The sequence below is a fragment of the Pararobbsia alpina genome (assembly GCF_902859895.1).
GTDB classification, from domain to species: Bacteria; Pseudomonadota; Gammaproteobacteria; order Burkholderiales; family Burkholderiaceae; genus Pararobbsia; species Pararobbsia alpina.
In genome coordinates, this window is the sequence record NZ_CADIKM010000017.1 from 84,021 (window position 1) to 102,592 (window position 18,572).

Annotated in this window: 19 protein-coding genes and 1 pseudogene; 16 read left to right on the forward strand and 4 right to left on the reverse strand. The window is 62.3% G+C overall.

All coding sequences use genetic code 11. The features are described 5' to 3' along the window. Positions 1-19: 19 nt before the first annotated feature. A complete protein-coding gene (locus tag HV670_RS17430) occupies positions 20-376 on the reverse strand; it encodes a BON domain-containing protein (RefSeq protein ID WP_175106048.1) in 357 nt (118 codons plus the stop codon). Between the two features lie 705 nt (positions 377-1,081). On the opposite strand from HV670_RS17430, the gene HV670_RS17435 reads away from it, so the two are divergent. The 3 genes from HV670_RS17435 (at position 1,082) to HV670_RS17445 (ending at position 2,880) form a co-directional block, all read left to right on the forward strand. Beyond that, on the forward strand, positions 1,082-1,783 hold the full coding sequence (locus HV670_RS17435; RefSeq protein WP_175106049.1) for a dienelactone hydrolase family protein: 702 nt from the start codon (positions 1,082-1,084) through the stop codon (positions 1,781-1,783). A 230-nt stretch (positions 1,784-2,013) separates the two neighbouring features. Continuing rightward, positions 2,014-2,217 (forward strand): cold-shock protein, encoded by a 204-nt coding sequence (locus HV670_RS17440; RefSeq protein WP_175106050.1) that lies wholly within the window; start codon positions 2,014-2,016, stop codon positions 2,215-2,217. Between the two features lie 72 nt (positions 2,218-2,289). Then, the gene (locus HV670_RS17445; RefSeq protein WP_175106051.1) at positions 2,290-2,880 is read left to right on the forward strand and encodes an alpha-ketoglutarate-dependent dioxygenase AlkB family protein; all 591 of its coding nucleotides are present in this window, start codon (positions 2,290-2,292) and stop codon (positions 2,878-2,880) included. 86 nt (positions 2,881-2,966) lie between these two features. Here the strand turns inward: HV670_RS17445 and HV670_RS17450 are convergent, their stop codons facing one another. Further along, positions 2,967-3,485 carry a Dps family protein gene (locus HV670_RS17450; RefSeq protein WP_175106052.1) on the reverse strand — a complete coding sequence of 173 codons (519 nt, stop codon included), beginning with the start codon at positions 3,483-3,485 and terminating at the stop codon, positions 2,967-2,969. 512 nt (positions 3,486-3,997) lie between these two features. On the opposite strand from HV670_RS17450, the gene HV670_RS17455 reads away from it, so the two are divergent. The 4 genes and pseudogenes from HV670_RS17455 (at position 3,998) to HV670_RS17465 (ending at position 5,870) form a co-directional block, all read left to right on the forward strand. Beyond that, entirely contained in the window at positions 3,998-4,195 is a 198-nt protein-coding gene (locus tag HV670_RS17455; protein WP_175106053.1) for a DUF3562 domain-containing protein, read from the forward strand. Positions 4,196-4,305: 110 nt separating this feature from the next. Further along, positions 4,306-4,473: pseudogene (locus HV670_RS32240) on the forward strand (Dabb family protein); the annotation flags it as partial. A 14-nt stretch (positions 4,474-4,487) separates the two neighbouring features. Continuing rightward, positions 4,488-4,625, forward strand: a complete 138-nt coding sequence (locus HV670_RS32030; RefSeq protein ID WP_343054462.1) for an antibiotic biosynthesis monooxygenase family protein — start codon at positions 4,488-4,490, stop codon at positions 4,623-4,625. Positions 4,626-5,072: 447 nt separating this feature from the next. Further along, positions 5,073-5,870: a GntR family transcriptional regulator gene (locus HV670_RS17465; RefSeq protein WP_175106054.1), complete on the forward strand. Its 798-nt coding sequence runs from the start codon at positions 5,073-5,075 to the stop codon at positions 5,868-5,870. Positions 5,871-5,880: 10 nt separating this feature from the next. Here HV670_RS17465 and HV670_RS17470 read toward each other — a convergent pair whose 3' ends face one another. Both HV670_RS17470 and HV670_RS17475 read right to left on the reverse strand, forming a co-directional pair. Beyond that, positions 5,881-7,218 (reverse strand): aspartate aminotransferase family protein, encoded by a 1,338-nt coding sequence (locus HV670_RS17470; RefSeq protein WP_175106055.1) that lies wholly within the window; start codon positions 7,216-7,218, stop codon positions 5,881-5,883. Between the two features lie 5 nt (positions 7,219-7,223). After that, entirely contained in the window at positions 7,224-8,315 is a 1,092-nt protein-coding gene (locus HV670_RS17475) for a phosphotransferase (RefSeq protein ID WP_175106056.1), read from the reverse strand. 330 nt (positions 8,316-8,645) lie between these two features. Between HV670_RS17475 and HV670_RS17480 the strand changes: the two genes are divergently transcribed. From HV670_RS17480 to HV670_RS17520, 9 genes are all read left to right on the forward strand, one after another. Beyond that, positions 8,646-9,371, forward strand: a complete 726-nt coding sequence (locus HV670_RS17480; RefSeq protein WP_175106057.1) for a 5-oxoprolinase subunit PxpA — start codon at positions 8,646-8,648, stop codon at positions 9,369-9,371. A gap of 17 nt (positions 9,372-9,388) precedes the next feature. Then, positions 9,389-10,888 carry a TCP-1/cpn60 chaperonin family protein gene (locus tag HV670_RS17485; protein WP_175106058.1) on the forward strand — a complete coding sequence of 500 codons (1,500 nt, stop codon included), beginning with the start codon at positions 9,389-9,391 and terminating at the stop codon, positions 10,886-10,888. A gap of 76 nt (positions 10,889-10,964) precedes the next feature. Next, positions 10,965-12,152, forward strand: a complete 1,188-nt coding sequence (locus HV670_RS17490; protein ID WP_175106059.1) for an ABC transporter ATP-binding protein — start codon at positions 10,965-10,967, stop codon at positions 12,150-12,152. A 29-nt stretch (positions 12,153-12,181) separates the two neighbouring features. Next, positions 12,182-13,387 carry an ABC transporter substrate-binding protein gene (locus HV670_RS17495; protein WP_175106060.1) on the forward strand — a complete coding sequence of 402 codons (1,206 nt, stop codon included), beginning with the start codon at positions 12,182-12,184 and terminating at the stop codon, positions 13,385-13,387. A gap of 46 nt (positions 13,388-13,433) precedes the next feature. Further along, positions 13,434-14,357: an ABC transporter permease gene (locus HV670_RS17500; RefSeq protein WP_175106061.1), complete on the forward strand. Its 924-nt coding sequence runs from the start codon at positions 13,434-13,436 to the stop codon at positions 14,355-14,357. Next, complete coding sequence (locus tag HV670_RS17505) at positions 14,354-15,208, forward strand: ABC transporter permease (RefSeq protein ID WP_175106062.1); 855 nt, start codon at positions 14,354-14,356, stop codon at positions 15,206-15,208. The genes HV670_RS17500 and HV670_RS17505 overlap by 4 nt, the downstream gene beginning before the upstream one ends. A 42-nt stretch (positions 15,209-15,250) precedes the next feature. After that, positions 15,251-16,111: a 5-oxoprolinase subunit B family protein gene (locus tag HV670_RS17510; protein ID WP_175106063.1), complete on the forward strand. Its 861-nt coding sequence runs from the start codon at positions 15,251-15,253 to the stop codon at positions 16,109-16,111. Between the two features lie 3 nt (positions 16,112-16,114). Further along, the gene (locus tag HV670_RS17515; RefSeq protein WP_175106064.1) at positions 16,115-17,089 is read left to right on the forward strand and encodes a 5-oxoprolinase subunit C family protein; all 975 of its coding nucleotides are present in this window, start codon (positions 16,115-16,117) and stop codon (positions 17,087-17,089) included. 367 nt (positions 17,090-17,456) lie between these two features. Then, positions 17,457-18,572, forward strand: a 1,116-nt coding sequence (locus tag HV670_RS17520) for a multicopper oxidase domain-containing protein (RefSeq protein ID WP_175106065.1), incomplete at its 3' end; no start/stop codon positions are given.

Sequence of the window (18,572 nt, forward strand, 5' to 3'; positions counted from 1 at the left end):
GCATGGGCCGAACACGCACTCAGTGTCCGGGCTGACGGACGGTCAGCTTGTTGTCGACCGAGCTCACGCCGCTCACGCCTTGTGTCACATCGGTCGCGATCTGGATCTGCGCGTTTTCCGGCACATAGCCGGTCAGGCGGATCGCACCGTCACGTGCGCGCACATAGATATTGGTCGCGTCGATTTCCTTGTTCTTCGTGAGCGCACGCTTGACTTCCTTGCCGAGCTGACGATTCTCTGCCTTGGTCGCGTGTGCGCTCGGCGCGGCTGCCGGCGAAGCCATTGCGTCGGCTCCGCTCGCCTGTGCGAATGCGCTGAGCGACGCCAGCATCACGAGCACGCCGCTCGCGGCACTTACCAGTTTGGTCATGTTCATGTCGACTCCTTGTTGGACAACGGTTGGCAATTCGACTACCCGAAGTTCGGCAGCGGCGCGGAACCGGTCGGACCGGCTCGCTTTGCAAGTCGAGACAGGTTGTGGTGAATCCAAGCGTTCAAGCGTTCGTGCGGCATCATTCTAGTCTTGTATCCGTGAACCTTCATTGCGAGGACATTTTGCGGACTGCCTTTATCTGCGGCGTTTTTCTTCCGTCTCCTTTTCCGCCTTTTCTTGCGCTTGTTCTCGACCCCGCAAACTTGATAGTGGCGATCGGTGTCGCAACAAAACATATCGTCCCAGGTAAAACGTGCATGCATCCACGGCGTGTGCCGACCCGAGTCGATATTTTTTGCCATTCACGGCCCAAGATGATCGCCGGCTGTCATTCCCCATCTACTTTTCATAGTCTGTAACAAGCGCCAAAGCAAATCCGCACGCTTTTGGTGCGAGGAACCTTGTCCGCTGAACGCGGTTGATGGCATCATCGTCGCAGACCGGCACTTTGGCCGAATGCCGAATACCGGCCGGCGGCGACGCACACAACGGGCTTTGACATTCCCGTGCGTAAGGCATCTCCGGATGCGCTTCCCGAATCGCCCTTGCGCCCGCGCCTGTTGCGCCGCGCCGGACGCGCGATGCTTCCCGCGGTTTGCTACCGCCTCGCGTTCTTACGCTTTCCTTTTCCGAACCAAGAGAACCCCCGTGAATACACAATCGAAGTGGATCGACATCCAAGTCAACGACGGCACATTCGGCGCTTACCTTGCGATGCCGAGTCACAAGACTGGCCCCGGTATCGTGCTGATCCAGGAGATTTTTGGCGTCAACGACCATATTCGTGAAGTGGCCGACCAGTACGCGGCCGATGGGTATGTCGTGCTCGCTCCTGATCTCTTCTGGCGCAGCGAACCGCGCGTGAGCCTCAAGTACGAAGGCGACGATATGAAGCGCGCCATCGAACTGATGCAGCAGACCGATCCTTCGCTCGCCGTCAGCGATATCGGTGCAACCGTGCAGGCACTGCGCGGCCTGATCAAGCCCGCCGACGAGGTCGCCGCAATCGGGTATTGCATGGGCGGCCGACTTGCATACAAGGCAGCCGCGGCAGGGCTGGTCAATAAGGCCGTTGCCTATTATGGCGGCGGCATTCATACCGAACTCGATCTGGCCGATAAGGTTCAAGTACCGATCCAGTTTCATTTTGGCGAAGCCGATTCGCATATTCCTTCGTCGGCGGTCGACGCGATCAAGGCCCGTTTTGCGAGCCACAAGAACGCGGAGTTTCATATTTACCCGAATGCGGAACATGGTTTCAACTGCTCGCATCGCGGTGCCTACAGCCGCCATGCATCGGCACTCTCGCACGGCCATACGCTGGTCTTCCTCGAAGGCAATGACGCTTGAGAGCGAAAAGGCCAGCTGCACGGGTCGGGAATTAGCCGCTGTCGGCACTCATGCCACGGGAATATACTGATTTGACCCGATCAATGTGGTTTGCTATAAGTACGAAAGGTAGATCACTTTGAGTAGAAAGCTGTCTGTATCGCAGTGTTTGCGGGGCAGCGACTTTCTTTCATCAAAGAGTCACGTCCGTGACGCAGATTGCACCTGTCACCTTGCTATGGAAACAAAAGATGGAAACCGGTACTGTTAAGTGGTTCAACGATGCGAAGGGTTTCGGCTTCATTACGCCTGACGCAGGCGGTGAAGATCTGTTCGCTCACTTCTCTGAAATCCGTGTGGACGGCTTCAAGTCGCTGCAGGAAAACCAGAAAGTCAGCTTCGAAACGAAGATGGGCCCGAAGGGTAAGCAAGCGGCGAATATCAAGCCGGTCTAATCCATCGGTTGGTTTGACCAGATTGTGCAGAAGCCCGGCATTCGTGCCGGGCTTTTGTTCTTGGTGTTTCTCATGTTCGATTTGTTCGACGATATTGCACGACCGGACATCGACTGGTATCCCGCCTGGCTGTCGCCCGATGACGCCACGGCGTTGTTCGAGCGTCTGCTTGCCGAAGTGAACTGGAAGCAGGACTCGATGCGCACGCCAGCCGGCATGGTGCCCTTTCCACGACTGACCGCGTGGCAAGGAGAACCCGAGGCCATCTACACCTACTCCGGCGTGCGCAACATACCGGACCCGTGGACACCCGCGGTGGCCCAACTTAGACGCGCGGCCGAGGCGAGCAGTGCCGCGTCATTCAACAGCGTATTGATCAATCGATACCGCACCGGCGCGGACAGTTTGGGCTGGCATGCCGACAAGGAAGCGGTGCTCGGACGCGAGCCTGTGATCGCTTCAATCAGCCTGGGCGCGACACGCGCGTTCCAGTTCAAGCACGTGAAGTCTGGCGTGCTGCATACGCTCAATCTATCGCACGGCAGCCTGCTCGTGATGCGCGGGCGCACCCAGATCGACTGGGTTCACCGTGTTCCGAAGGCGCCGAAGGTGGTGGCGGAGCGCATCAACCTGACATTCCGTAGCGTGTCGCCGGCCGCCTGAGCCGGGGCATTCTCGGGAGTGTCCATCGCGGCGCGCATCCTCCCGGCGGCGCATCCTCCTGGCCGGTCGAACCAGCCATGCGGTGCTTAGCCTGCGCGTCCCGTTTCGAACAGGAACCACGCGCGGCGTTCAGCTTCGTCGACCCAGTTTTCGAGCAGGCTCGCCGTCGCGATGTCGCCATGCTCGTCGCACAGGCCATGCGTTTCACGTAGGCGGATCACGAGCTGGAGATTGTCGTCGGCGAGTTCGGCCAGCATGTCCGCGGGCGTGACGTATTCGGCATCGTTGTCGAGCACGCGCTGGAGCTTCGAGATCTGGCCGATCGAACGCAGGGTGGTGCCGCCGATCTTGCGCACGCGTTCGGCGAGCGGGTCGGTCGTCGCGAAGATCTGATCACCCTGTTCATCGAGCAGCAGGTGGTAGTCGCGGAAATGTGGGCCGGACATATGCCAATGGAAGTTCTTCGTCTTGAGATAGAGCGCGAAGTAGTCGGCAAGCAGCAGGTTCAGCGCACCTGTGATGTCTTTCGTCGCGGCTGCCTTGAGGTCGGTCGGCGTGTGCAGCGGCGCGGCGCGGTGGGCGGTGGCAGCGGTCGGCTTTTTCATCAGTGTCTCCGGGAAACCTCGGCTTTCAGGCCGGGGAGGTGAGGAGACGGTTGGGTGTGGCTTCCGTGCTCCGGTTGATGGTTTCAAAACTATCCATGGCATTCAAGCCTGGGGAGAGATAAGCCATACGATTGTAGGAAACCTGTGGCCATTCGTCAGCCCGCTTTGTTCGCCTGCCGAGGTGGCGCAGAGCAGCTATGCCCGAAGTCGTGTTCCGAAGCGCGTCGATGCGTCGTCAGTGGGGCGGTTGCTTCGAAACCCGCGCGAGTAGTGGCCTAGTCAATAGCGAAACCAGAAGGCGTCATGGTGCGACGCGAGAGCGGCTGCATGAGGAAGCGCCGCCAAGTCGACGTGCCCGAATAGCCGGCACTATCGCAATGCGGAAGCGGTTACGCGTGGTTACAGTCTGCATCATCGAGTTACAAAGATGGCGGGGCCGCACTAGCGCTTTACGTTGACGCGGAAAAATTTCGGGCAAAAGATAGCCGTTCATTCCTTCTGCGAGCGTAGCCATGAAAGCCGAAACGAAATCGCAATCGGAAATCATCGCGCGCATCGCCGATGAAACCAAGATGCCGCTCGATATCGTCACGCACGACTACCTCGAAACATTGAATGACCTCAGCGATGGCGCGCGCGTGCGTGACTATCTGACGCTGTTCGTGGCAAGACGCGTCAAGGCGAAACTGCGAGACCGCATGAAGTCGTGATCGCCCGCATGAAGCGGTGACCCTTGGGGCCACGAAACATTGCGCAGCGCATCGGCTTTTGCCAGCAGGTAGACTCGAGCCTCGTCCACTTTGCGAGCGATCTCGATACCATGCCAATCCGCCATATTGTGCTGTGCAAATTCCGCCCCGAAATCCCTGCCTCGGCGTGCGAAGAGTTGATCGACAAGCTGACTGCCCTGGGTCGAGTCGAGGGCATTCGCTTCAGCAACTTCGAGGCAGGCGAGAACGTGTCTCCCGAAGGCCTCGCGCGAGGTCTGCATTGGGCTTTTCGATGGACTTTGCCAATGCCTCGGACCGTGACGCCTATCTCGTGCATCCCGAACACCAGAAGGTCGGCGCCGCCCTTGTCGCGAGCCTCGACGGCGGCACGAACGGCCTGTGCGCATTCGATATGACGATTGACGGTTGATCCGCGATTGAGTTGAAGGTCATCCTGGCGCGTGCGCAAAGCCATCCCGGCCTTGCGCGCGTGCTTCATGCGTTAAATCCCTTATCCAGCAGAAAACCCATGCCGACGTCGAGACGTCGCCGCCGACGCTCGCGCCTTGGCTTCGCTGGCATGTAAAGCCTATATGTCGCTGTGCGCTGAACCCTGCCGTTCTAAACTGCAACTAACAGCCAAACAATTCCAGCCGCCCACCAGCAACACCCCATGAAACCCCCCAGCCTCGCACATACGGCGGCGGCTCTGCAGCAGCCTCTCTGTTTCCCGTCAGCGCTCATTTTTTTGATGCGCGAACGGGCCCGCGGCCCTCTGGCGTCTCGGGTTCGTGGTATATCATATCTTGCGAAGATGCGTAAAACACGGGATGTGAAACACACATCCCATGCGGTGCTGAATGGTAAAGGACATGATATGCAGCAGGACAAGCTCGAACATCTGAAACTCAACGATCGCACCTATGCGGCCCTGAAAGGCGGTTTGATTTCTGGCGCGTTCCAGCCGGGCCAGGTGCTTGTCATTCGCGCTGTCGCGCAACGCTATGGCATCTCGCCGACGCCGGTGCGCGAAGCGCTGCAGCGGCTCGTCGCGGAGCGGCTACTGACGATACAGCCGAACCGGTCGATCGTGGTGCCCGCGTTGTCGGTTGAAAAATTCTCGGAGTTGTACCGGATCCGCTGCGCGCTCGAAGGCCTTGCGGGCGAACTCGCGACGGACAAGCTGCGCGCTGCCGATCTGACGAAGCTAGGCAAGACAGTCGATGCGATGGAAAAAACGGTGACACGCCGCGACAGCGCGACGTATCGCGACCTCAACGAGAAATTTCATTTCTTGATCTACGCGAAGGCGGATTCGCCGCGCCTGCTCGAGATGATCGAAAACCTCTGGTGTCAGGCCGGCCCGTTTCTGTATGGCTTGTTCGAGGATCCGGACTATGGTCCGCATGCGAACGACCATCACCGCCAGATCCTCGATGCACTTGAACGACGCGACGCACAAGCGGTGCACGACCGGCTGGCGGAAGACATCACAGCCGCGGCGCAATCGCTGACTCCGCGTCTGAAGTCGCTCGTGGTTCACGGCCGCGAAGCCGTTGCCGCCGGTGAGACCGTTGAGGAGGAGGCGGCCGAGGCAGCGTCGGTGGCGCCCCGGCAGGACACCGTCCGTGCCGAAAAACCGGCTGCGGCCTCGCGTCCTCGCCGCAGCCGGTAGGGCCTTCTGCTCAGCGCTGTTCTGCGAGCACTTCGTCGAGCACGCCGAGGAATTGGTCGGCATTCTCGCGTGAGAACGGCAGCGGCGGCCTGATCTTCAATACATGACCTGATGGGCCCGATGCGCTGATCAGGACCTGCTTCCGGCGCAGCCCGTTGACGATGCGCGAGGCAAGCGCGGGATCGGGTTTCATCGTGCCACGGTCTTCGACGAGATCCGCTCCGATGAACAATCCCGCACCCCGTACTTCGCCGAGGTTCTCGTGCTGCCGCGCGAGCGCGCGCAAGCCCTCTCTCAGGTACTGGCCGACATCCTCCGCATTGGCCATCAACTGCTCGCGCTCAATGACCTCGAGCACCGCGAGCGCTGCCGCACATGAGACGGGGTTGCCGCCAAACGTGTTGAAGTAGCGCGCACGCCTGGCGAAGTCTTCAAGCACTTCGGGTTTCGCAACGAGCCCTGCGATCGGGATGCCATTGCCCATCGGCTTGCCGAGGATCGCCATGTCCGGCACGATGCCATGCCGCTCGAAACCCCACATATGACTACCGAGGCGTCCGAAGCCGGGCTGCACCTCGTCCGCGACGAACAAGCCGCCCGCCCGCCGCACCGCGGCGACGGCGGGCGCGAGAAAGCCGGCCGGATCGGAATAGACGCCATCACTCGAAAATATCGTATCCGTGATCAATGCGGCGACCTGGATGCCATGTCGTTGCAGGTCCTGGATCGCCAACTCGACATCTCTCGCGAACGTTGCACCGATATCGTCGACCTCGCTGCCGTCGGCTCGATAGCGCGCCGGCGCCGGCACCGTGCGCACGTTCACGCCGAGCGGCACGTGTACACCCAGTGACGGCGAGATTTCCGATACCGCGCTCGTGATGCCGTGATAGGCCGTCTCGGTGACGATAAAACCGGACCCCCCGGTGAAGTTGCGCGCGACGCGCATCGCCAGGTCCGACGTTTCGCTGCCCGTGCAGGTGAACATCACATTCGACAGGGCGGCCGGGAAGGTCGCCACCAGCTTTTCCGCATACGTGAGTATGAGGTCGTTCAGATAGCGTGTATGGGTGTTCAGCGTCGCGGCCTGTCGGGCAATCGCGGCGACCACGTGCGGATGACAGTGGCCGACCGACGGCACATTGTTGTAAACGTCGAGATAGGGCGTGCCGTCCGGATCATAGAGCCAGACCCCTTCGCCTCTGACGAAATGGACGGGATGTTCGTAAAAGAGCTTGTACGAAGGGCCGAGCACGCGCTGCCGGCGCGCGATCATCTCCCGCGTGGGTGCGTCGAGTTCGTCCAGGCTGTCGGGACTGAAGGCATTGAGCATCAACGGTTTTGACATGCGAATCACTCCATGTTGCAGGCCCGGCGCAGCTTGGCCTGCGCCTGCTCGCGCGGTAGCGCATAGAGGCTTTCGAGGCCCGACCAGGCAGCCGGATTGTTCTTGAGGATATAGGCGCTGTTGTGTGGATAGCGGGCGGCCCGCCAGCCTGTGATCGCCACGGTGGTCACGAATCGCGCCGTGATCAGGTCGAACAGCAGGTCGACTTCAAGCGGCTCGAGCGGCGTCACGGCATGATACGCGGCGATGAATTCTGCGGCCGTGTCGAGCGCGTGTTCTCCGGTCGTTACGTGGTACGAGGCGCCGACCGCGACATCGTTGATCAGCGAGGTGTAGACCATATCGCCGAAATCGAGGATGCCGGCGATGTCGTCATGATGCGCGGCGTCGACGAGCACGTTATAGGCGTTCAGGTCGTTGTGGACCACCTGAGCGCGCAGCCCCGGCAACAGCGGGCTCGCGTTGGCTTCGAAATTGTCGAGGAAATGGCCGGCGAGCTCGCGCCGCGCGCGGTCGGGAATATGGGGAAGCAGTTCGCGCAGGCGGCCGACGTTCTTGATATCCCAGGCGAGGTCATGACCTGCCGCGGGGTGGAAGAAACCGCGCAGGGCGAGCCCCAGCCGTGCGAGCAGCGCGCCTAGCGCACGGCGTTGCGTCGATGTGCGCGCCACGGTATGAAGTGGCGTGCCGGGCAGGAACGACAGGAGCCGCGCGCCGCGCGTGAACGCACCGGTACTCGCATCGTTGAACGGCAGATTCAGGTGGGACTGTACGTCGAGCGACGCAATCACGCGAGGCACCGGGAGCGTCGCGTCGACACGCGCGATATGCAGCAGCGCTTCAACCTGAAACTCCGCGATCAGCGGATCTTCAGCCGCGTTGCTGATCTTGAACACGTACTCCTTTCCATCCGAGGCGGCGATCCTGAAGTTGTGATCGCGTTCGCTCGTCAGCGGCGAAGCGGTTCCCCGGATGCCATAGTGATCGGCGACGATCTGTTCGGCCTCCGCAGGCGGGATGTCGTGCGCGGCCGAGCTCAGGCTCTGGTTCAACGCTTCATGGCCGGAAGCGCTGAGATCGATCTCCAAACTGCTCATGCTGGACTCCAAGGGATGTTCCGGATCGTATTTCTTGAGATATGATATATCATGGGCGAAGCTTAGCACGGCGCTTTTTCACTGAACAGGCTTTCAGCGGGAAAGCAGAAAACCGCATACGAGCTGCCGCGAGAAGACGGTGAATCGAGGCGCCCCGGGCATCGACGAGGTGTCGACAGGCGTCGAATTCGAGCGATGCGTATTTTTTTTCGTCTCTATTGTGATATATCATATTTCAAGCACAACGAGATGCGGTTGAGCCGCCGCGGGTAGCGGCCGACGGCGAGATGTAACGGTGATGAACGCGTGGGACTACGTCTGGAGACGTGTATGAACCGCTTGACGATCAACTGTGACATGGGCGAAGCCTTTGGCATTTACAGCCTTGGCCGTGATGAAGACGTGATGCCTTTCGTCACGCATGCCAATATCGCCTGCGGCTTTCATGCCTCGGATCCCGTCGTGATGTGGCGGACGGTTCGTGCCGCGAAAGAGCATGGCATCGCCGTCGGTTCGCATCCGGGTCTACCCGACCGTGAAGGCTTCGGCCGTCGCGCGATGCGGATGTCGCGCCAGGAGATCGCCGCCCTCGTGCTGTATCAGACCGGCGCGTTGCGGGCCTTTCTCGACACCGAGGGCATGAAGCTCTCGCATATCAAACCGCATGGCGCGTTGATGGGCATGGCGATGCAGGAAGCCGCCGTCGCGGAGGGCATCGCCGATGCGGCGCTCGCGATCGGCGTGCCGGTGATTGCCTGCACCGATAGCGAAATGACACGCGTGTTCGACAGCCGCGGCGTCTCCTATTCGTGTGAGTTCTATGCCGACCTCGACTACGATGACGAAGGGCGCCAGCTCATCACCATGCACCATGCTGCCGTCGAACCGGACGATGCGGCCGCACGCGTACTGCGCGCGGTGACGCAAGGGCAGGCACGGTCGATCAACGGTCGTGATGTGAAGGTCGCGGCGGATTCGATCTGCGTGCACAGCGACACACCGGGCGCGGTCGCGATCGCACGCGCCGTCCATCAGGTCGTGGCTGACCGCCTCTGACACCCGGAGCCGACCCGATGACCCCGACACGCGTCATCAGCGGCCAGGCGGCAAGAGCCGTACTGGCTCGCTCGTTCGCGCAAAGTGTGCAGGCGATAGGCTTGTCGCTCGGGCCGGCGCGGCGCGGGATCGTCTATGACCTCCCCTCGGGCCGGCCCGGCATGGCGCAGGGCGGCTTCTCCATCGCCCGGCAGACATCCGCGGAAAGCGGGCCGTGGTCGGTCGCACCCCGCATCCTCAAGGAAACGTTGTGGGAAGCGCAGCGCGATCTCGGCGATGGCACGACACGGCTTGCCTGCATGGCCGAGGCGATCTATTCGGCGGCCGTGCTCAGCGTGGCGCAAGGCGTGGCGCCGGGTGCCCTCGCGGCCGCGATCCTGCAACTCGCGGGCAGGCTCAGCGATCTGCTCGGAGACCAGCGTTGCGAGGCGCCCGCTCGCGAGGCGATTGCGCTGGCCGCCTGTGGCGACGCGGAACTCGCGCGCGCACTCGCGACGCTGGCGAACGAGGTCGTGGAAGACGGTGCAATCGATGTCTGCGAGAGCCCGCAACCGGGCCTTGAACTCGAGCAGCAGCCGGGTTTCAGTCTTGATGTGCAACCGTTGCTGGCGGGTCTGGCGAGCAACGAACAGGGCCTGCGCCAGGAACTCGACACCGTCCATGTGCTCGTGGCCAATGAAATCATCTCGGACTTCGGGCCGCTCGCAAGAATTCTCGAAGGTTTTACGGCACGCCATAAATCGCTCGTCGTGGTGGCGCGCGGGATCGAAGGCATCGCACTCGATACGCTCGCGGCCAATCGCAAGGGGCTCGGCCTGCATGTGCTCGGTTTGATTCCCGCGGATGTCGGCGTGCGGGCCGCTGGCGTGCTCGAGGACCTGGCGATCGCGACCGGTGCCACCCTGATCGCCGAAGAGACCGGGCAATCGCTCGCCGGCATGCGGCCGTCGATGCTCGGCCGTGCCGGGCGTTTGATCGTTGCCGGCAAGCGGGCGGTATTCACAAGCCCGGCGGGCGATCCGCAGACCGTGGCGCAGCAGCGCCGCCGCCTCTTGATCGAGGCGGATGCGCAACGCCATCTCGAGTATGACCGCAGTCACCTCGAGCGCCGTGCTTCGCGCCTCGGCGGGAACTGGGGAGAGCTTCGAATCGGTGGCCGCACGGATTGGGAGACCAGCTTGCGTGTCGAGGGCGGCCGCGCCGCCTTTGCGGCACTGCGTGCCGCCGCGGCCAGCGGCGTGGTGCGCGGTGGGGGCGCGGCGTTATGCGAGGTCGCGGCCGAACTCGAGAAGCATGTGCCGGAACTGACGCCGCAGCTTCAGCGCGCCGCGGTCCAGGCTGTCGCATCGGGTTGCCGCGCGGTCAGCCGCCGGCTCGCGCGCAATGCCGGCGTCGAACCGGGGGCGCTGATCGTGCCCGCCCATATCGTTGATCCCCTGTCGACCACGCAGACCATCGTGCGCCGTGCGTTGTCGGTGGCGGCGACCATGCTGACGATCGAGGTACTAGTATGTTGATGAGGTTCATTCGCGGCTGCCGTTGCTGCTTGCGCGACCGCACATCCGGTTTTTCAGTAAAGGGCGGTACTGCGTCATGACAACGATGAAACGTATGCTCTGGTCCTCGGCACGGCCGCAGGCATCCGACCTGGCGATCCCTGCTGGTGCGATGTCGGACGCGCTCATGCAGGCTCGCAGCCCGGCTGATCTGATTCTCGAGGCCACCGATGTGGTCCATGCCTACGGACACGTGACGGCGCTCGATCACGTGTCGCTGCATGCAAGGCGTGGCGAGTTCCTGACCATTCTCGGCGAGAGTGGCTCAGGAAAGACCACCATGCTGCGCGTGATCTCCGGCCTCGAGCAGCCCGTCTCCGCGAAACGTCTTGCGATCGACGGCGTCGATGTCACGGGGATGCCTGCCGCCCAGCGCAATTGCACGACCGTATTCCAGAGCTATGCGTTGTTCCCGCATATGTCGGTCGAGGAAAACGTCGCCTATGGCCTCAAGCTGCGCAAGGTGGCGCACGACGAATGCCGCGAGCGTACACGTCAGGCGCTTGCCCTGGTCAGGCTCGGCGAGAAGGGGGGGCGCCGCATCGGGCAACTGTCGGGCGGCGAGCGTCAGCGTGTCGCGCTGGCGCGCGCATTGGTCACGCGGCCGGCGATCCTGCTGCTCGACGAACCGCTCGGGGCGCTCGACGAACGCCTGCGCTTCGACATGCAGGCCGAGCTGGTCGAGATCCATCGCACGCTTGGCATGACCTTCATCTACATCACGCACAGCCAGGAAGAAGCGCTGACGATGAGCGACCGGATCGTGCTGATGCGTCGTGGGCGCATCGAGCAGAGCGGCGGCCCCGAGCAGCTGTTCGATCGTCCGGTCAGCCGGTTCGCCGCGGAATTCATGGGTTTCGAGAATGTGCTGCCTTGCACGGTGATCGCGCGTGTGACGGCCGAGACGATCGAGGTCGAGGCGGCGGGCACCCATCTGCGCGGACACTGCCCGGCCGATGCCGCGCTCAAGCCTGGCGACAGTGCACTGATCGCGGTACGTGCGGAACGTCTCGCGCCGATCGTGCAGGGCAACGGGCAGGGGGCCGGGCTCAATGTGCTGCCGTGCCGCCCGCTCGGCCAGCTCTATCGCGGCAAATACACCGACCAGAGCGCAGAGATCGCCGGGGGTGTGCTGAAGATCCGTACCTGGGACCAGAATGCCATGCGAGAGACATTCGATGCGGTCGCATGCAGACCGCAGGACTGCGTCGTACTTCCGAACTAATTGTTTTCCTATCCAAGAGGCCGCTTATCATGAAAGACCGGTTTTCGACGACTACCCAGTTCGACCTGTCCCGCAGGGATCTTCTCAAGGGCGCCGGCGCGACCGGCGCACTTGCGCTGCTCGGTTCCCTCGGCCTCACGCGTATGGCATCGGCCGCCGCATCCCAGACGGTACGCGCCTATGGCGTGACCACGGCCCAACTCAAGGATTGGTCGCTGTTCACGAAGTCGACCGGCCTCAAGATGGAGTACACCGGGTCCAACAACGACGTCGGCGTGTTCATGCGCGACGTGCTGGCCTCGCAGATGGGCAACAAGGCAGACGTCTTCATCTTCGAGGGTGGCACGCAGAACCTGCTCGGGCCGCAGGGCGCCTATCTCGTGATCGACGAAAAGCAGCCGGAGCTCAAGCTCTGGTCGCGCACGTCCGACGTCTGGAAACGGTCGGCCACGGTAAAGGGATCCGACGGCAAGCAATATGGCGTGCCGGTGATCGGCAACGCGGACAGCTTCGGCTATGCGCCGGGCAAGCTCGGCGTGAAGGCCGATGGCAGCGAGGACATCTCCTGGAAGGCGTTGTTCGAGGACGAGCACACCCGCGGCCGGGCCGCCTATGACAAGACCTGGAATTATTCGATCGGCGTGGCGGCGCTTTACCTCAATGCATCGGGCCGGACGAAGGTTCAGAATCCCGCCGATCCGACGGCCGCCGAAGCGAAGCAGATCGTCGACTTCCTCGTCGCGCGCAAAAAGGCGGGTCAATTCCGCACGCTCGTGTCCTCGTTCGAGGAGCAGATCCAGTTGCTGAGCAATCGCGACGTGGACATCCTGAACTGCTGGGAGCCGGCGGTTCGCGAGGCGAACCTGAAGCTCGGCGAAGGGACCGTGCGGTATGCCTATACCGTCGAGGGCTACTACAAGTGGGGCCACGGCGCGTACATCGCCAGTCAGGCTAAAGACCGGGGCAATCTCGACAATATCTACAAGCTGCTCAACTATTTCCTCGACGGCGAATACCGCGCGTACCAGGCGAAGGACCGTGGCTATGCGGGCCCGAACATGGACCTTGCGGTCGAGTATGCGAACAAGCACGGCTGGTCCGCCGCGGATATCGAAGGCCTCAAGGCGACTCAGGCCAAGGTCGACCGCAAGTTTGCCAAGCCGTTTGTGAGCACCACGACGCCGGCCAACTCGGATGCGATCGAAGAGGAATGGCAGCGCTTCCTGAACGCGTGATGCGGGCTGGAAGGCTGTATTGAGACCCAGGGCGAAGGAGTCCCCGATGAACGCCACGACGACTGGCATGCAAGGCACGAAAGCGGGGAAGACCCTGCGCACGCCGCTCGGCCGCAGCCCCTGGCTGCTGCCGGGGTTTCTCGCGGTATGGGGGTTTGCGGTGATCGTGCCGCTACTGGTGCTGCTCGCGTACAGCTTCTTCGAAAGCCGCAATTTCTCGATGATCTATCGTCCGTCGCTGAAGACGTGGATGGACCTGTTTTCGTCGGGACGTTTCGAGGTCACGGTTCGCACGCTGCGCATCGCGCTGACCGTGACCTTGATCGAGCTTGCGGTGGGTTTTCCGTTTGCGCTATGGCTTGCCAAGGGCAACTGCAGCAAGACCACGCGCGCGGTGGTTTTGGCGATGCTGACCATTCCCTTCTTCCTCGACCTGTCGTCGCGGATCATCGTCTGGCGCGGCATCCTCGATGCGAACGGCCTCATCAACTATCTGCTGCTGCACGCGCATCTGATCGAGTCGCGCTGGACCTGGATGCTCTATACCGAATGGTCGGTTCACTTCGGCATGGTGGTGACCTACTTCCCGATGATGGTGCTGCCGATCTACATGGCCATCAACGTGATCGACGATACCTTGATCGCGGCCGCGTCCGACCTCGGGGCCAGCCGAGCCCGCGTGCTGGTCGACGTGATCGTGCCGCTCTCGATGCCGGGTGTGCTCGCGGGCGTGGTATTCACGCTCGGGCCGGCGCTTGCCTCTTGGGTTGAGCCGAACATGCTCGGCGGGGGCTTCGTCAACATGCTGAGCAATTCGGTCGATAGCGCCTACGGGTCGCTTCGCTATCCCGTGGTCGCCGCGTTGTCGAGTTTCGTCGTCTTGATGGTCGGTTTCATCCTGGTGGTGCTGATGCTCGTGACACGCCGTATCGCCGACATCGGCACCGCATTCCGGAGTCTGCAAAATTGAATGCTTCCTCCCTGCGCATCGCGCACATGCAGCGTCCCGACGCCCCGCCGGCCGGCTCGTGGAGCTATTGGCGCGGCTGGCCCGCCATGGCCAAGTGGGGCGGCTTCATCCTGCTCGGACTGATCTATTTCCCGCTGCTGTGGCTCGCGGTCATGTCGGTCAGCGAACAGCCGCTGTCGGGGTTGCCGTTTCCACTCACCGGCGCGCACTACGCGGCCTTGTTCGATCAACCTGACTGGCTCGGACCGTTCGGTATCAGCATCCTGATTGCACTCGGTGTCGGTGCGGTCACCGCATGCAGCGCGACACTCGTCGGCCGTGCGCTGCCGCACTCGCGCCGCGCCGGTTCGCTGGTGCTGCTGACGATGTTGCCGCTGTTCATCCCCGGCATGTCGATGGGCGCGGCCGAGTTCATCTTTCTGCGGCCGATGCTCGGTTTGACCCTCGGCTTCTGGTCGATCTTCATCGGCCATGTGATCTGGGCGTTTCCGTTCTCACTGCTGATCGTGCTGGTGCTCACCACACGCTTCGACCAGCGCCTCATCGAAGCGGCGGCGGATCTCGGCGCCTCGGGCTGGCGGGTCTTCTGGGACATCGAGATGCCCATCCTGCGGCCGGGCATCGTCGGCGCAGGCATCTTCGGTTTCCTGCTGTCGTTCAACGAGGTGCAGCGTTCCGTGTTCCTGCGCGGGACATCGACCACGATGCCGATCTGGAATTGGACCATGGCGTCGTCGCAGCAATCGCAGGTGCCGATCATCTTCTCGCTCGAAACCATCGTACTCGCCGTCGTGCTGCCGTTGCTGGCCGGTTTGTTCTGGCTGCTGTTCGTGCGGATGGATAAAAACTGATCGCGTCGCCTGGACCGATCGAATGTCCCGGAGCTTGTCCGAATGATTTACTCAACACCTTGTTTCATGTCGGGGGGCGACCGCTTTGTCGAGGTCGAACTCGGCGATGAGATGAGCTTCGATCTCAACGTCCGCGTCCACGAGCTGGCGGCCGCCATTCGCGAGGCGCGTCTCGAAGGCGTGGTGGAGCTCGTGCCCGAGCTCGCTTCACTGCTGGTGTCGTACGATCCCGATCGTATCGCCTATGTCGATGTCATCAAGGAAATCGGCAGCCTGTATGTGCAGATGGTGTCGGGTCATGACCGCGATATGGACAGCCGGCTGTTTCATGTGCCGGTGATGTATTTCGATCCATGGACGCAGGAGTGTATCGACGACTACCGCAAGACCGCGCCCGACAAGGTGCCTGATCCCGAACTGCTCTGCGAAGCCAACGGCCTCTCGGGACGCGCGGAATTGCAGCGCGTGCATTCGGGCACGGAGTATTGGGTTGCCGCGCTGGGGTTCTGGCCGGGCCTATGTTCGCTGATGCCGCTCGACCCGCGCGCGACCCTGACGGCGCCGAAATACAACCCGCCCCGGAGCTGGACGCCGAAAGGCGCGATTGGCCTTGGCGGCGGGCTCACATGCGTGTATCCGGATCGGACACCCGGCGGCTACCAGTTGTTCGGGCGCACGCCGATGCCGATCTGGGATCGTGATCAGCGCTTGCGCGCGTTCAAGGACAGCCTGGCCTTGTTTCGACCCGGCGACCGCGTGCGGTTCGTGCCGATCGAGCGCGAAGAGTGGGACTACGTTGAAGCGAAGGTCGCCGACGGCAGCTACGCGCATCCGATGGTCGAATACCAGACATTCTCTGTATCGAAGTATCGCGCGTGGATTGCCGACATCGCGCAGGAGTGAGTCATGATCGAAGTGTTGAAACACGGCCTCGAGACGTCGGTGCAGGAGATGCCGGGGCGGATCGGCTACTGGGAGCAGGGCTTTCCGCCGTCGGGTCCGGCGGATGACTGGTCCTTCAGGCTGGCCAACCTGCTGGTGGGGAACGCACCGGAAACGGCGGCACTCGAATCGCAGTTCCTCGGGCCGACATTGCGCTTTGGGCGTGATGCCTGCGTGGCCGTGACGGGAGCCGACATCGCGCTCAGTCTCGATGGCGTGGCCGTGCCGCTGTGGCACACGCTGACCGTGCGAGCGGGGCAGGTGCTCGCATGCGGCGCCGCACGGACCGGCGCGAGATCGTACATTGCCGTTTCCGGTGGCATCGATACGGAGGCGGTGCTGGGTTCGCGTGCGACGTTTCATATGGCAGGTATCGGCGGCCTGGGCAGTGGTGCGGTGAAGTCAGGGCAGTCGTTGCCGCTCGGGCCGGCCGGCGATGCGGTGCAGTTGCGCTGCGTGCGCGACGACGCCCGGCCGCCGATCGGCGATGCGAGCCTCGAGGTTGCCGCCATGCTCGGGCCGAATGATTCATGGCTCGACGCGAAAGCGATCGAGACATTCTTCAGCAGCGAATGGGTGGTGCAGGCACGCAGCAACCGCACGGGGATTCGCCTGACCGGCCCGGAATTCAGCTTCGCCGCGCGGGCTTATGACAAGCGGCCTGAACATGGCAGCGATCCGTCGAACATTCTCGATCATGGCTACCCGATTGGCGCGATCAGCGTCGCGGGGCAGACGCCCATCGTGCTGCTGAACGATTCACCGAGCACCGGCGGATTCATCAATCCGTTCACGGTGCCCAGCGGCGCGCTTTGGCGGCTGGGTCAGGCACGTCCTGGCGAGAAGCTCCGCTTCAGACAGGTGAGCATGGATGAGGCGCATATCTTGCGCGCCTATGTCGAGGGGCTTTGCACGGCGGCGTCGCTGGCGGATTTGTAGTCCGGGTAAATATTGTCATCTCCCCGCCCCCTAAAGAACGGGAATTCCTACGGTGCTCAGGCCGCCGTGGCCTGAGTTACTTCGGCGGGTTCCTGCTTCGTCGAGTGGCCCGACTGCGCCTGCTCTCCACAGGCTAGGGCTGTCCGCGCTCTGCGTGCCCGCCGACACCTGCCGCATCTTCTCGACGGTGCGCCACTACGCGACCGTCAACTTCCTACCCCAAATGTAGGAGGTTGACCCATCCCATCCTCCGTCGCTCCTCTGCAGAATCCAGAAACGGGTCAATCTCAAACGCCCCGATCTTTACCGAAGATAGAGCATGACCTCCAGCGCGGTTCGCGCTGGCTGCCCCCTGGACGGAGGTCATATGTTCAGTATTCACCGGTGTCGTAACGGCGTCGCAGCGCTGTTGTTCCTGCTGTGCGCGTTGCCCGCGTTCGGGCAGTCTTTCCGGGTGCAATGCCCACCCACCACGACGCTTCATCCGCAAGCGTTGCCGCGCGGTGCGGGCGAACCTGCCTATACAGGTCCGTCCGTCACCGGACAGAACTCGCAGCCCACCGGCGTCGTCAACGGCGCGATCAAGTGTCAGCAGATCTCGGGTGGGGACGGCTATGCCACGATGGGCGACGGCACGCAGACCTACCTGTTTGCCTTCGGGCCCTTGTCCGGACTGGCTGATATCCAGAAGGGGCTGCCGGGTACGCAGTTCGCGTCGGTGTTCAATACCGTCGGCAATGCAAGTACCGATCCGACCTACAACGGTGCGGTCGGACTTGTGCCCGATCCGGAATCGACGCCGCCCGGGCAACTGACCGGGCACGTCGATCCGCGGCAGATCATGGACATCGGTGTGATGAACGGCAACATGCCAGCACCGACGATGGCGCTCGACGAGGACGACGAGTTCTTCCTGACGCTCACCAACGTCGGGATGATCATGCGTCCCGACCTGTTCGAGCAGCACACGGTCCACTTTCACGGCTATCCGAACGCATCGGCCTTCTTCGACGGTGTGCCGGATGCGTCGGTCGCGATCAATATCGGTGCGAGCTTCACTTACTACTACCTCGCGCCGGACGCCGGCACCTACTTCTGGCACTGCCACGTCACGCCGCCCGAGCATCTGCAAATGGGCATGGTCGGGCAGATCTACGTGCGACCGAGGCAGAACCGTGTGACGACGGCGACGCTCTACGACTCGCTGGTCACACAACAACAGGATCCGCGTACGAAGTGCGGTACCGATATTCTGTGCTCGACGCCACTGCCACCGCGGAACAGCGTCATGCATGCGAAGAACAAGAGCGGCACCCCGACGCTCTATGCGTACAACGATGGCGATGGTTCGACGGCCTACGACGTCGAGTATCCGTTGCAGATAGACGGCTTCGATCCGAACTTCCACTTCGTCGGGATGACCTTCAATCCGGAGCCATTCACCGACAACAAGGACAAGCATTTCCTGCTGAACGGGCGCAGC